This window comes from Nocardioides sp. J9 (genome assembly GCF_007829375.1).
In the GTDB taxonomy this organism is placed as follows: Bacteria; Actinomycetota; Actinomycetes; order Propionibacteriales; family Nocardioidaceae; genus Nocardioides.
Window position 1 is genome coordinate 153,670 of the sequence record NZ_VLJQ01000055.1, and the last position, 12,825, is coordinate 166,494.

13 protein-coding genes are annotated in these 12,825 nt (G+C 71.5%); 6 read left to right on the top strand and 7 right to left on the bottom strand.

All coding sequences use genetic code 11. The annotated features are described in order from the left end of the window. Positions 1-46: 46 nt before the first annotated feature. Positions 47-541, bottom strand: coding sequence for a tRNA adenosine deaminase-associated protein (locus L615_RS06320; RefSeq protein WP_028654529.1), 495 nt, complete (start codon positions 539-541; stop codon positions 47-49). 140 nt (positions 542-681) lie between these two features. On the opposite strand from L615_RS06320, the gene upp reads away from it, so the two are divergent. The 3 genes from upp (at position 682) to pntB (ending at position 4,500) form a co-directional block, all read left to right on the top strand. After that, on the top strand, positions 682-1,326 hold the full coding sequence (gene upp, locus L615_RS06325) for a uracil phosphoribosyltransferase (RefSeq protein ID WP_028654530.1): 645 nt from the start codon (positions 682-684) through the stop codon (positions 1,324-1,326). A 205-nt stretch (positions 1,327-1,531) separates the two neighbouring features. Next, on the top strand, positions 1,532-3,070 hold the full coding sequence (locus L615_RS06330) for a Re/Si-specific NAD(P)(+) transhydrogenase subunit alpha (RefSeq protein ID WP_145724488.1): 1,539 nt from the start codon (positions 1,532-1,534) through the stop codon (positions 3,068-3,070). Positions 3,071-3,072: 2 nt separating this feature from the next. Further along, positions 3,073-4,500: a Re/Si-specific NAD(P)(+) transhydrogenase subunit beta gene (gene pntB, locus L615_RS06335; RefSeq protein WP_028654532.1), complete on the top strand. Its 1,428-nt coding sequence runs from the start codon at positions 3,073-3,075 to the stop codon at positions 4,498-4,500. A 65-nt stretch (positions 4,501-4,565) separates the two neighbouring features. Here the strand turns inward: pntB and L615_RS06340 are convergent, their stop codons facing one another. The 5 genes from L615_RS06340 to L615_RS06360 form a co-directional block, all read right to left on the bottom strand. Further along, positions 4,566-4,853, bottom strand: coding sequence for a DUF4287 domain-containing protein (locus L615_RS06340; RefSeq protein ID WP_145724489.1), 288 nt, complete (start codon positions 4,851-4,853; stop codon positions 4,566-4,568). Between the two features lie 65 nt (positions 4,854-4,918). After that, positions 4,919-5,473, bottom strand: coding sequence for an RNA 2',3'-cyclic phosphodiesterase (thpR, locus tag L615_RS06345; RefSeq protein ID WP_145724490.1), 555 nt, complete (start codon positions 5,471-5,473; stop codon positions 4,919-4,921). Between the two features lie 5 nt (positions 5,474-5,478). Further along, positions 5,479-6,216, bottom strand: a complete 738-nt coding sequence (locus tag L615_RS06350) for a VIT family protein (RefSeq protein ID WP_232221673.1) — start codon at positions 6,214-6,216, stop codon at positions 5,479-5,481. A gap of 105 nt (positions 6,217-6,321) precedes the next feature. After that, complete coding sequence (locus tag L615_RS06355) at positions 6,322-7,467, bottom strand: acyl-CoA dehydrogenase family protein (RefSeq protein WP_028654536.1); 1,146 nt, start codon at positions 7,465-7,467, stop codon at positions 6,322-6,324. Positions 7,468-7,771: 304 nt separating this feature from the next. Next, on the bottom strand, positions 7,772-9,280 hold the full coding sequence (locus tag L615_RS06360; protein ID WP_145724491.1) for an MDR family MFS transporter: 1,509 nt from the start codon (positions 9,278-9,280) through the stop codon (positions 7,772-7,774). A gap of 27 nt (positions 9,281-9,307) precedes the next feature. On the opposite strand from L615_RS06360, the gene L615_RS06365 reads away from it, so the two are divergent. The 3 genes from L615_RS06365 to L615_RS06375 all read left to right on the top strand — a co-directional run bounded on the left by L615_RS06365 (position 9,308) and on the right by L615_RS06375 (position 11,893). Continuing rightward, positions 9,308-9,949: a PadR family transcriptional regulator gene (locus tag L615_RS06365; protein WP_028654538.1), complete on the top strand. Its 642-nt coding sequence runs from the start codon at positions 9,308-9,310 to the stop codon at positions 9,947-9,949. A gap of 165 nt (positions 9,950-10,114) precedes the next feature. Next, the gene (locus tag L615_RS06370) at positions 10,115-11,137 is read left to right on the top strand and encodes an ATP-binding cassette domain-containing protein (RefSeq protein ID WP_028654539.1); all 1,023 of its coding nucleotides are present in this window, start codon (positions 10,115-10,117) and stop codon (positions 11,135-11,137) included. 3 nt (positions 11,138-11,140) lie between these two features. Next, positions 11,141-11,893 (top strand): ABC transporter permease, encoded by a 753-nt coding sequence (locus L615_RS06375; RefSeq protein WP_028654540.1) that lies wholly within the window; start codon positions 11,141-11,143, stop codon positions 11,891-11,893. Positions 11,894-11,929: 36 nt separating this feature from the next. Here L615_RS06375 and L615_RS23150 read toward each other — a convergent pair. Beyond that, positions 11,930-12,825, bottom strand: an 896-nt coding sequence (locus L615_RS23150) for a hypothetical protein (RefSeq protein WP_186449759.1), incomplete at its 5' end; no start/stop codon positions are given.

Sequence of the window (12,825 nt, forward strand, 5' to 3'; positions counted from 1 at the left end):
GGCCCAGGCCGCCTCGACCGGTCCTGTCACGCTGTCACGCCGAGGGTCACGCGGAGGTCAGGCCCACGACGTCGTCGAAGAGCTGGCCGAAGCCCATGCCGCGGGCGATCTCCGAGAGCATCTCGTCGGGGTAGAGCTCGTCGTCGTCCAGCACCTCGGCGAGGAACATCGCGTCCACGCCCAGGTCGCTGAGCAGCTCGAGGTCGCCGGCGGGCTCGGGGTCGTCCTCGTCGTCGACCGGCGGCAGGCCGAGGTGCTCGACCACGTCGGCAGCCAGCTCCCACTCCGAGGCGGCGGTGATGTCGGAGAGCATCACCCGCACCTGCTGGCCGGTCACGCGGACGACGAAGAAGAAGTCCTCCTCCACCGCGACCAGCCCGACGACACCGCCGTCACCGGGGAACCTGCGCAGCGCGGACACGAGGGTGTCGACGTCGGTCGCGTGGTCGGGCGTGAGCTCGGCGACCTGCCACACCCCCTCCTGGCGGTAGGCGGCGAGCGCGAAGTCGACCGATTCGGTGGACGGGCCGGCTGCGGTCATGCGCCAAGCGTGACACGGGAATCGGGACAGGGCCAGAGGTTTGGCCCCCTCGCGCAGGACGGTCCCCACCGCCCACGTCACCCCGGGCGCCCGGGCCGCGGGGTGGCGGCAGCGCCGGGGAGTCCGACTAGGGTTGGCCCATGCGCACCCTGGTCGTGGACCACCCCCTCGTCGCCCACAAGCTGACCGTGCTCCGCGACCAGCAGACCGACTCGCCGACCTTCCGCTCGCTCGCCGACGAGCTGGTCACCCTGCTGGCCTACGAGGCCACCCGCGACGTGCGGGTCGAGACCACGGACATCGTCACGCCGGTCGCGCCCACGACGGGGGTCCGGCTCGCGACGCCCCGACCCCTCGTCGTACCGATCCTGCGGGCGGGCCTGGGCATGCTCGACGGGATGATGCGGCTGCTGCCGACCGCCGAGGTCGGCTTCCTGGGCATGGTCCGCAACGAGGAGACCCTCGAGGCGGTGACGTACGCCGAGCGGCTGCCCGACGACCTGACCGGCCGGCAGTGCTACGTGCTGGACCCGATGCTGGCCACCGGCGGCACGCTCGCCGCCGCGATCCGCTTCCTCGTCGACCGCGGCGCCGACCACATCACGGCGGTCTGCCTGCTGGCGGCGCCCGAGGGCTGCGACCGTGTGGAGCAGGAGCTCGCCGACCTCGACATCCCGGTCACCGTGGTGACGGCGGCGGTCGACGAGCGGCTCAACGAGAAGGGCTACATCGTCCCCGGCCTGGGCGACGCCGGCGACCGGCTCTACGGCATCGCGGGGGGCTGACCCGCTCCTGCCGCCCCCTCTCCGGAGCCCGTCGGACAGGGTCCAGGGCAGACGTAGATCAAATCATGATCATGATTTGAGCGCAAGGGACGTAGGTCACACGTAAGACGCCCCCCGTGAACCCGTGAGGGCTGTGTAGTTTGCTGACCGCTGCGCCCACACCCGGGTGCTGCCGTTTGTTGTGTCCCTCAACGCTGGAGGCTCGATGCTGATCGGCATCCCGCGCGAGTCGAAACCGGGCGAAACCCTGGTAGCGGCAACCGCCAAGACCGTTTCCCAACTGACCAACCTCGGCTACGACGTGATCGTCGAGACGGGCGCCGGCGAGTCCGCCGACCAGCCCGACAGCGCGTTCACCGCCGTCGAAGGGGTGCGCGTCGGTACGCCGGAGGAGGTGTGGGCCGCCGACGTCGTCGTCAAGGTCAACGCCCCCACCGACGAGGAGATCGGCCGGCTCCGGCGTGGCGCCACGATCATCTCCATGATGGCCCCGGCCCGCAGCCCCGAGCTGCTGGAGCGACTGCAGGCGCAGGGCGTCACCGCGCTGGCCATGGACGCCGTCCCGCGCATCTCGCGCGCGCAGTCGATGGACGTGCTGTCCTCGATGGCGAACGTCGCGGGCTACCGCGCCGTGGTCGAGGCCGCGCACGAGTTCGGCCGGATGTTCACCGGCCAGGTCACCGCCGCGGGCAAGATCCCGCCGGCCCGCGTGTTCGTCGTGGGCGCCGGTGTCGCCGGCCTCGCCGCGATCGGTGCCGCGTCGGCGATGGGCGCCGTCGTGCGCGCCTTCGACGTGCGGCCCGAGGTCGCCGAGCAGGTCGAGTCCATGGGCGCGGAGTTCGTGCACGTCGAGTTCGAGGCCGAGGTCTCCGCCGACGGCTACGCCAAGGAGATGACGGCCGAGCAGGTCGCCGCGACCGCCGCGATGTACGACGAGGAGGCGCGTGCCGCCGACATCGTCATCACCACGGCGCTGATCCCGGGCCGTCCCGCCCCGGCGCTGATCACCGCCGAGACCGTCGCCGGCATGAAGAACGGCTCGGTCATCGTCGACATGGCTGCGGCCAACGGCGGCAACGCCGCGGGCACGGTCGCCGACCAGAAGGTCGTCACCGAGAACGGCGTGACGATCCTCGGCTACACCGACCTCGCCGGTCGCCTGGCCGCGCAGACGTCGCAGCTCTACGGCACCAACATCGTCAACCTGCTCAAGCTGCTGACCCCGGAGAAGGACGGCAACCTGGCGCTGGACTTCGACGACGTCGTCCAGCGCGGCATCACCGTCGTCAAGGACGGGGAGTCGACCTGGCCGCCCCCGGCCGTCCAGGTCTCGGCCGCCCCGGCGGCCGCTGCCGCCGCGCCGGTCGAGCCGAAGCCCGAGAAGAAGCCGATGTCGCCGCAGGCGAAGGTCGGCGCCGTGCTCGGCGCGATCGCGCTCTTCTGGCTGGTCAACGCCCTCGCCCCGACCGACGAGCTGCGTCGCCACTTCACGGTGCTGATGCTGTCCGTGGTCGTCGGCTACTACGTGATCGGCAAGGTCGCGCACGCCCTGCACACGCCGCTGATGTCGGTCACGAACGCCATCTCCGGCGTCGTGGTCGTCGGTGCGCTGGTGCAGGTCGCCAGTGACGACAAGCTGATCGTCGGGCTGTCCGCGGTCGCGATCCTGCTCGCGTCGATCAACGTCTTCGGTGGGTTCGCGGTCACGCGCCGCATGCTCTCGATGTTCAGCAAGGGAGCCTGACCATGGACATCTTCTCCATCACCGGTGCGGCGTACCTCGTCGCTGCCCTGCTGTTCATCCTCTCCCTCGCCGGCCTGTCCCGGCACGAGTCGGCCAAGAGCGGCCTGACCTACGGCATGGTCGGCATGGCCGTCGCCCTGGTCGCGACCATCGCCACCGTCATCGACGTCAGCGAGTACGTCGACGACCGGGGCCTGGTCATCGCCCTGATGCTCGCCGCGGTCGCGATCGGTGCGGTCATCGGCCTGTGGCGCGCCCGCATCGTCGAGATGACCGGGATGCCCGAGCTGATCGCGCTGCTCCACTCGTTCGTCGGCCTCGCGGCCGTCGCGATCGGCTGGAACGGCCACATCCTCGGCTCCCACGAGGGCATGCCCAGCCTCGTCAACATCCACGAGGCCGAGGTCGCCATCGGCATCTTCATCGGTGCGGTCACCTTCACCGGCTCGATCGTCGCCAACCTGAAGCTGTCGGCGAAGATGAAGTCCGCGCCGCTCATGCTGCCGGGCAAGAACCTCATCAACATCGGCTCCCTCGTGCTGTTCGCGGTCCTGACCGCGGTCTACGTCTCGCTCGACACCCACGACAACGCCACTGCCGACGTCCTGCTGGGCGTCCTCACCCTGCTGGCGCTGGCGCTGGGCTGGCACCTGGTCGCCTCCATCGGCGGCGGTGACATGCCGGTCGTCGTGTCGATGCTGAACAGCTACTCCGGCTGGGCCGCGGCGGCGTCGGGCTTCCTGCTCGGCAACGACCTGCTGATCGTTACCGGTGCGCTCGTCGGCTCCTCCGGTGCCTACCTGTCCTACATCATGTGCAAGGCGATGAACCGCTCGTTCATCTCCGTCATCGCCGGCGGCTTCGGCATCGAGGCCCCCAGCGGCGACGACAAGGACTACGGCGAGCACCGCGAGATCCAGGCCGACGCGGCAGCCGAGCTGCTGGCCGGTGCGAAGTCGGTCGTGATCACGCCGGGCTACGGCATGGCGGTCGCGCAGGCGCAGTACCCCGTCGCCGACCTGACCGCGAAGCTGCGGGCCCGGGGCGTCGAGGTCCGCTTCGGCATCCACCCGGTCGCGGGCCGCCTGCCCGGGCACATGAACGTGCTGCTGGCCGAGGCCAAGCTGCCCTACGACATCGTGCTCGAGATGGACGAGATCAACGACGACTTCCCGGAGACCGACGTCGTGCTGGTCATCGGCGCCAACGACACGGTCAACCCGGCCGCGTCGGAGGACCCGTCCTCGCCGATCGCCGGCATGCCGGTGCTCGAGGTCTGGAACGCCCGCGACGTCATCGTGTTCAAGCGCTCCATGGCCGCGGGCTACGCCGGCGTGCAGAACCCGCTGTTCTTCCGCGAGAACACGCAGATGCTGTTCGGTGACGCCAAGGACAAGGTCGAGGAGATCGTCCGGCACCTGGACGACTGACCTCGCTGGGTACGACGAGGGGCCGGTCCCGCTGCGGCGGGGCCGGCCCTTCGTCGTACCGGGGGTCAGGTGGTGCGGTTCGCGAGCCCGTCGAGGCGCAGCATGTCCGACGGGTCGCTGTGCGTGCCGCCGGAGCCGACGTGCTTGTCGCTGATCTGCGGGCCGGTCCTGACCACGTGCACGAGCGCCATGGCGTGCCCGCGGCCCAGGCCGTAGTCCTCGGCGAGCCAGGCGACGATCTCGCCTGCCTTGGTGTCGGGACCGTAGCCGCGGGCGTGCGCCTCGTCGACGAGCTCCTGCGGGATGCGGCCGGTCTTCTTCTCGATCGCGTCGATGTAGGCCTGGAACGACATGGCTCCTCCTTGGTCCATCGGGGGGTGTGCCCGGACAGCCCGGCGCTGCCCCCGGGCCTCATCGCTCAGAGCAGGACCTGGGCCAGGCTCTCGTAGCGCGGCGTGCGGCGCGGTCCCTCCCCCAGGTGCGAGGCGACGACCTCGACGGACGCGAGCGGCCACGCGGGGCCGCTGTAGGACTCCAGCAGCCGCACCCAGCTGGTCATCCCCGTGGGCCGACCGCCGGTGCGGGCGATCGTGACGTGCGGGCGGAAGCGGGTGCCGTCGACCTCGATGCCGCAGGCGACGGCGGCGTTGCGGGCGCGGACCGCGAGCCGCTCGACGAGGTCGGTGGCGCCGGTGACGCCGGTGGCGAGGACGCGGGCCTGGTCGACGTTCGGGAAGACCACCGGCCCGGCCAGGGCGACGTCGGCCGGCTCGAGGTCGTCGAGGGACTCGGCCAGCCGGTCGACGTACTCGTCGACGCGGTGCTCCGCGGCGTCCGGCATGAACGCCAGGGTGAGGTGCAGGTGCTCCGGACGCGTCCAGCGGAAGCCGGCGGCGGCGCGCCGCGGCTCGAGGAACCCGTCGAGGTGCTCGACGGCGTGCGCCGGCGGGACGATCGCGGTGAAGACACGCACCGGCGCTAGACCTGGGTGCCGAGCAGCTGGCCGATCCCGTGCGTGACAGCCATGGCGAGCAGGCCCCCGAGGACGTTGCGGATGACGGCCGGCCGGACGGCGCCGTACCCGAAGCGGGCGCTGGCCCAGCCGGTCAGGGCGAGCGCTGCGGCGACGGCCGCGACGGTCACCCAGACGCGGTGGTCCTGGGTGACGAGCAGGATGGTCAGCAGCGGCAGCAGCGCGCCGAGGGTGAAGGAGACCATCGACGCCCACGCCGCTGTCCACGGGCTGGTGAGGTCGTCAGGGTCGATGCCGAGCTCGACCTCGGCGTGTGCCGCGAGCGCGTCCTTCTCCGTCAGCTGCTTCGCGACCTCGAGCGCGAGGTCCGGCTCGAGCCCCTTGTCGACGTACAGCCCCGCCAGCTCGGCGAGCTCGTCCTCCGGGTCCTCGCGCAGCTCGCGCCGCTCCTTGGCCAGCAGCGCCTCCTCGGAGTCCCGCTGGGTGCTGACCGAGACGTACTCGCCCGCCGCCATGCTCATCGCGCCGGCCACCACGCCCGCGACACCGGCGATGAGGATGGCCGTGCGGTCGGTGGTCGCGCCGGCGACACCGAGGACGATGCCGGCCGTCGAGACGATGCCGTCGTTGGCGCCGAGAACTCCGGCGCGCAGCCAGTTGAGGCGGTCGTTGAGGCCCTGCTCGTGGGGTTCGTCCTCGTGCGGACCGATCTCGCCGTCCGCCGCCTGGGTCTCCGTGGTCACCCCTCCATGATCCCCGATCGGGCCGGACTCATGCGAGCGCCTTCCGGCCGGTACGACGAGAGCCCCTCCCACGACGGGCGCGGGAGGGGCTCTCGGGGTGGATCGTCAGAGGCCGAGCTCGCGGCCGATGAGCTCCTTCATGATCTCGTTGGAGCCCGCCCAGATCTTCGTGACGCGGGCGTCGCGCCACGCGCGGGCGACGCGGTACTCGTTCATGAAGCCGTAGCCGCCGTGCAGCTGGACGCAGTGGTCGAGGACCTCGGACTGCACCTGGCTGGAGAACCACTTGGCCTTGGCGGCGTCGATGGCGGTGAGCGTGCCCTGCGAGTGGTTGAGCACGCACTTGTCGATGTACGCCTCCGCAGCCTCGATCCGGGTGACCAGCTCGGCCAGCAGGAACTTGTTGTGCTGGAAGGTGCCGATCGGGGCGCCGAACGCCTTGCGCTCCTTGGCGTAGTCGATCGTCTCGAGCAGGATCTGCTTGGCGTGCGCGATGTTGGCGACCGCGCAGCCGAGGCGCTCCTGCGGCAGCTTCTGCATCATGTGGATGAAGCCCATGTTGAGCTCGCCGATGATCTCGGCGTCGGTGACCCGCACGTTCTCGAAGAACAGCTCGGCCGTGTCGGACTCCTCCATGCCGACCTTGTCGAGCTTGCGCCCGCGCGAGAAGCCCTCCATGGTCGCCTCGATGCCGAAGAGGGTGATGCCCTTGGGGCCCTTCTCCGGGTCGGTGCGCACGGCGGTGACGAACAGGTCGCCGGAGTAGCCGTTGGTGATGAAGGTCTTGGACCCGTTGATGACCCACGAGTCGCCGTCGCGCACGGCCGTGGTCTTCAGCGCCGCGAGGTCGGAGCCGCCCGACGGCTCGGTCATGCCGATGCCGGTGAGGATCTCGCCCGACGCGCAGCCCGGGAGCCAGCGCTGCTTCTGCTCCTCGGTGCCCAGGTCGACGATGTAGGGCACCGTGATGTCGGCGTGGATGCCATGGCAGGTCGGGTACGCCGCGCCGACCTTGGCGAGCTCCTCCTGCAGGACGGCGTTGAACCGGAAGTCGCCGGCGTCCGCGCCGCCGTACTCCTCGGGGATGCTCAGGCCGAGGAGGCCCTGCTTGCCCGCCTCGAGCCAGAACTCGCGAGGGAGCGCCTTGTTGGCGATGTGCTCCTCGACGTTCGGCAGGACCGACCGGTCCACGAACTCCTTGACGGATGCGCGGAAGGCCTCGTGGTCGTCGTCGTAGATCTCACGCTTCATGCCGGCGACTCTACTCGCGAGTCACATACGCGGTCGTTGTCGTCGCGCACAACGCCGGGCGGGTCCGGGGTGGGCGCGGGACCGGTGGCGGCACCACCACGACCGGCACCTCGGACGGCCATGAGGCGCACCTCGCGCAGCCACGACGCGCACCTCGCGCAACCACAAGGCGCACCTCGGACGGCCATGAGGCGCACCTCGCGCAACCACAAGGCGCACCTCGCGCAACCACAAGGCGCACCCCGCGCAACCACAAGGCGCACCCCGCGCAACCACAAGGCGCACCTCGTCGGGCGCAGGACGGTCAGTCGGCGGCGGGCTCGACGCGCTTCGGCATGAGGAGGCCGGAGACGACGAGGAGGAGGGAGGTGGCCAGGACGGCGAGGAAGACGGCGTGCAGGGCGGGGTCGAGGACGTCGACGGGGAGGCTCTCCAGGTCGATGTCGCCGGCGACCTGGCCGCCACCGAGGCGGGAGGCGACGACGCCGTTGGCGATGGCACCGAAGACGGCGATGCCGACCGCGCTGCCGACCGAGCGGGCGAACATGTTGGTGCCGGTCGCGACGCCACGGTTGCGCCACGACACCGCCGACTGGGCCGCGACGATGCCGGGGCTGGCGACGTACCCGAGGCCCAGGCCGAGGACCAGGCAGCCGAGGGCGAGCAGCCACACCGGGCTGTCCGGGCCGACCGACGCCACCACGGCGGTGCCGGCGAGGCCGAAGAGGGCACCGGCGAGCAGGCAGGGCCGGAAGCCCCAGCGCACGTAGAAGCGGCCGGCGGAGCTGGCGGCGATCGGCCAGCCGATCGCGAGCGCGGCCACGGCGAGGCCGGACACGACGGCGCCGGCGCCGAGCACGCGCTGGGCGTAGACGGGGACGTAGGAGGTGACGCCGAGCATCAGCACGCCGACCACGAGCGCGCCGACGGTCGAGGAGTTGAGCACCCGGTCGCGGAACACCCACAGCGGCAGCACCGGGTCGTGGACCCGGCGCTCGACGGCGACGAAGGCGGCGAGCAGGACGGCGGCACCGGCGAAGATCCCGACACCGGCAGGCGACCACCACGCCCAGCGGATGCCGCCCTCGAGCAAGCCCGTCAGGACGAGCAGCGCGGCCAGCGCCAGGAGCACCGCGCCGCCGACGTCCAGCGAGCGCCGCTCCTTGCGGGCCTCGGCGGCCGCACCCTCGTGGAAGCGGCGGGCCAGCACGAGCGCGGCGACCAGGCCGAGGGGCAGGTTGATCCAGAAGATCCAGCGCCACGACAGGTGCTCGGAGAACAGCCCGCCCAGGGTGGGGCCGACGACGGCGGCGGTCGCCCACACGCCGGCGACGTAGCTCTGCGCGACGGCGCGCTCGGCGACCGAGTAGATGTCGCCCATGATCGTGATGCCCGCGGGCTGGATCGCACCGGCACCGAGCCCCTGCACCGCGCGGAAGACGATCAGCGCGGTCATGCTCCACGCCACGGCGCACAGCACCGAGCCGAGCACGAAGAGCCCGATGCCCAGCAGCATCAGCGGCTTGCGGCCGAAGACGTCGGCGAGCTTGCCGTAGATCGGGGTGGTGACCGCCTGGGCGAGCAGGTAGGTCGAGAACAGCCACGGGAACTGGGTGAACCCGCCGAGGTCCTCGACCACGGCGGGCACCGCGGTCGCGAGGATCGTCGTGTCGATCGCGACCAGCGCGGTGCTCAGCATGACCGAGGCGAGGATCGGTCCGCGCTCGCTGCGCAGCCCGACGCTCGCACGCGTCACGGAGGCAGCGGCGGGAGCGGTCACGACCAGCCGCAACCACCAGCGGTCGGCGGCCATTCCCGCCGACGCTCATAGACTCCGGCCATGGCCGCCCACGACACCCGGATGCTGCTGCTCGGGGCGGTCGCGCTGTTCGAGCCGGTCAACGGCTACCAGATCCGCCGCGAGCTGATGTCGTGGCAGGTCGACGAGTGGGCGCACGTGAACCCCGGGTCGATCTACAACGGCCTCACCACGCTGACCAAGCAGGGCCACCTGGTCCGCCACGACCTGGTCGACGGCGGGCGACCGGTGGCGGTCTACGAGCTCACCGGCTCCGGGCGCCACGAGCTCGAGCGGCTGCTCGAGGTCTCGCTGACCACCGTCGACCTGTACGACGGCGTCGGGTTCCACGCCGCGCTGGGCCTGCTGCCGCTGGTCGACCGGCCCACCGCCGTACGCCACCTGGCACAGCGGCTCCGGGCGCTGGAGGACCTGCTCCCCCACCTCGAGGGGGTCACCGCGCCGGGCCGGACGGACGTGCCGCCGCACGCCCTGCGCTCGATGGAGCTCCAGCTGCTGCGCGGCCGGGCCGAGCGGGCCTGGCTGGTCGAGCTGCTCGACGACGTGCGCAGTGGGCAGCTCTCGTTCCGCGACGAGCCGATGGCCTGGGCACCCGCGGACGACGACCCGGGCTGGCAGATGAACGCCGACCGGGAGCGCTACCGCGCGCTGCTCGGCCGCTGAGGCGCACACCCGCCGGCCCGATATCCGGTTGCGATTGGTTGCGATGAGTCCGCGCCGGTGGTGCGGTCGGTCCCGTGGGGCGCGCTCCGCGCTCCGGGTTGACAGCGCCGTGTTCAACCTTGAACATGGTGTTTGTTCAAGGTTGACCACGAGGGGACACGAACGATGATCCGAGCACGAGGACTCGTGCAGACCTTCCACACCGGCAAGGGCAGGCAGAAGCGCGAGGTGCACGCCGTGCGCGGCGTCGACCTCGACGTCGCCGAGGGCGAGGTGGTCGGCTTCCTGGGCCCCAACGGCGCCGGGAAGACCACCACGCTGCGGATGCTGACCACGCTGCTCAGGCCGACGGCGGGCACCGCGACGGTGGCGGGCTACGACGTCGCGACCCAGTCGGTCGACGTGCGGCGCAGCATCGGCTACTGCTCGCAGGTCGGCTCGACCTTCTCCGGCGCCTACGCCGGTGACGAGGTCGTCGACCACGGCATGCTCTACGGGATGTCACGCTCGGCGGCCGTCGCCAAGGGCCAGGAGCTCTTCGACAAGCTCCAGCTGGACGGGCTGTGGCGCCGGATGCCGAAGAACATGTCCGGCGGCCAGAAGCGCCGCCTCGACATCGCGATGGCGCTCATCCACTCACCGTCGCTGGTGTTCCTCGACGAGCCCACGACCGGCCTCGACCCGCAGGCCCGGATCAACCTGTGGCAGCACATCTCCGACCTGCGTGACCGCGAGGGCGCGACGGTCTTCCTCACCACCCACTACCTCGACGAGGCCGACGCGCTGGCCGACCGTATCGTCATCATCGACCAGGGCCGGATCGTCGCGAGCGACACCGCCGACAGCCTCAAGGCCTCGGTGGCCGGCGACCTCGTCGACCTCGAGGTCGGGGGCGCCGAGCAGGTCGCCGTCGCCCGCGACCGGCTCGCCTCGATCAGCAGCGACCTCGAGGTGGACGGCCGCCACGTCCGCGGCCGGGTCAGTCGCGCCGGCAAGGCGGTGCCCGGCCTGCTGCGCGACCTCGAGGCGTCGGGCGTCACCCTCGAGTCGATCGAGGTCGTCCGGCCCACCCTGGACGACGTCTTCCTCACCCTCACCGGCCGCTCGCTGCGCGACGCCGAGGCGGCGGCCGAGGCCGAGCCGGGCGCCACCACCGCCGTACCCGCGGCCACCGCCGAAGGAGCCTGACCGATGACCACCCTGCTCCGCGAGTCGTGGATCGTCTTCAACCGCCAGCTGCGGATGAACCTGCGCAACCCCGCGTGGGTGATCATCGGCATGCTGCAGCCGGTCCTCTACCTGCTGCTCTTCGGCCCGCTGCTCAAGCCGGTCATCGAGCAGCTCGGCGGCAACCACTACACGTGGTTCGTGCCCGGCATGCTCGTCCAGCTCGGCATCTTCGGGGCGTTCTTCGCCGGCTTCTCCCTCATCGGCGAGTGGCGCGAGGGCGTCATCGAGGCCGAGCGGGTCACCCCCGCGCACCGCTCCGCGCTGCTCCTCGGCCGGCTCTACCGCGACCTGGCGCAGCTGTTCGTGCAGGCGGTGATCCTGGTCGGGCTCGGCCTGGTCATGGGCATGGAGACCTCGTTCGGCGGCATCGTCGTCGGCGTGGTGCTGACCCTGATGCTCGGCGGCGCCTGCGCAGCGGCGTCCAACGCCCTCGCGCTCACCACCAAGAGCGAGGACGTGATGGCGCCCATCATCAACGTCGTGATGATGCCGGTCCTGCTGCTCAGCGGGATCCTGCTGCCGATGAGCTTCGGCGCCGACTGGCTCGAGCGGCTCAGCGACTTCATGCCGATCAAGCACGTGGTCGACGCGGTCCGCGCGTCCTTCTTCGGCGACTTCGACGGCTCGATGCTGTGGGGCGTCGGCTGGACCGTGGCGCTGTTCGCCCTCGCCGTGTGGTGGGGCACCGCGGTCTTCCGCCGCGAGAACGCCTGACGTCGACGGCCCGGCCGGGGCCCGCTGCCCGAGCGGCTACTCGGAGGACCCGTCCGACGGGTCGTCGCTCGGGTCGGCTCCCGGCAGGGACCCGAGGCCCTTCTCGATCTTGTCGAGGTACTCCTGCAGCGCGAACACCTCGTCGGTGGCGGGCTTCGTGATCTCCACGTCCTCGTCGAACTCGGAGAACTCGAAGGAGTCGACCTCGCTCTCCTCGACCCGCATCAGGTAGTGCGGCTCGGCGACGCGCACGTCGAGGACCTCACGGTTCGGGCCCTCCGTCTGCTCGATGCGCACGGTCGACTCACCGTTGACCGTGCCCGTGCCGACCCGGGTCGCCGTGGCCCCCTCACGGCCGTCGCGCTCGAGGAACTCGTCGAGGTCGCAGAAGGACTCGGTGCTCTCGACGAGGGACTCCTCCTCCACCCAGCGGTCGCCGATCACCGTCAGCAGCAGGGTGGTCGTGGCCGGGTCGTCGCTGCTGGCGTTCCAGAACGCGCGGTCGGCGCGGATGTAGACGGTCCCCCCGACGCGCAGCAGCTCCGCGGTGCCCCCAGCGGCCGCGGACGTCATCGTGCCCTGGCAGTCGCCGCGGGTGGTGGCGACGACGTCGACGGTGAGGGTGTCGGTGCCGTCGCCGAAGGTGCCGCGGATCCGGGCGGTGCGCACCACGGCCATGTCCTTCTCGGCGGCCTGCAGGATCGCGGTCGGCTCCAGGGACAGGAAGTCGTCCTCGGGGTCGTCCGGGCCGTCGCCGCCGGTGAGCAGCGCTGCGCCGACGCCGCCGGCGAGGGCGAGCGCCGCGGCCACCCCGCCGGCGACCCACCACCGTCGGCTGGGACCGGGCTGGCGGCCGGTGCCGGGGCAGGCCCCGGGCCGGGCACGGGGCTGGGCGCGGGGCTGGGCACGGGGCTGGGCGACCCGGGCACCGC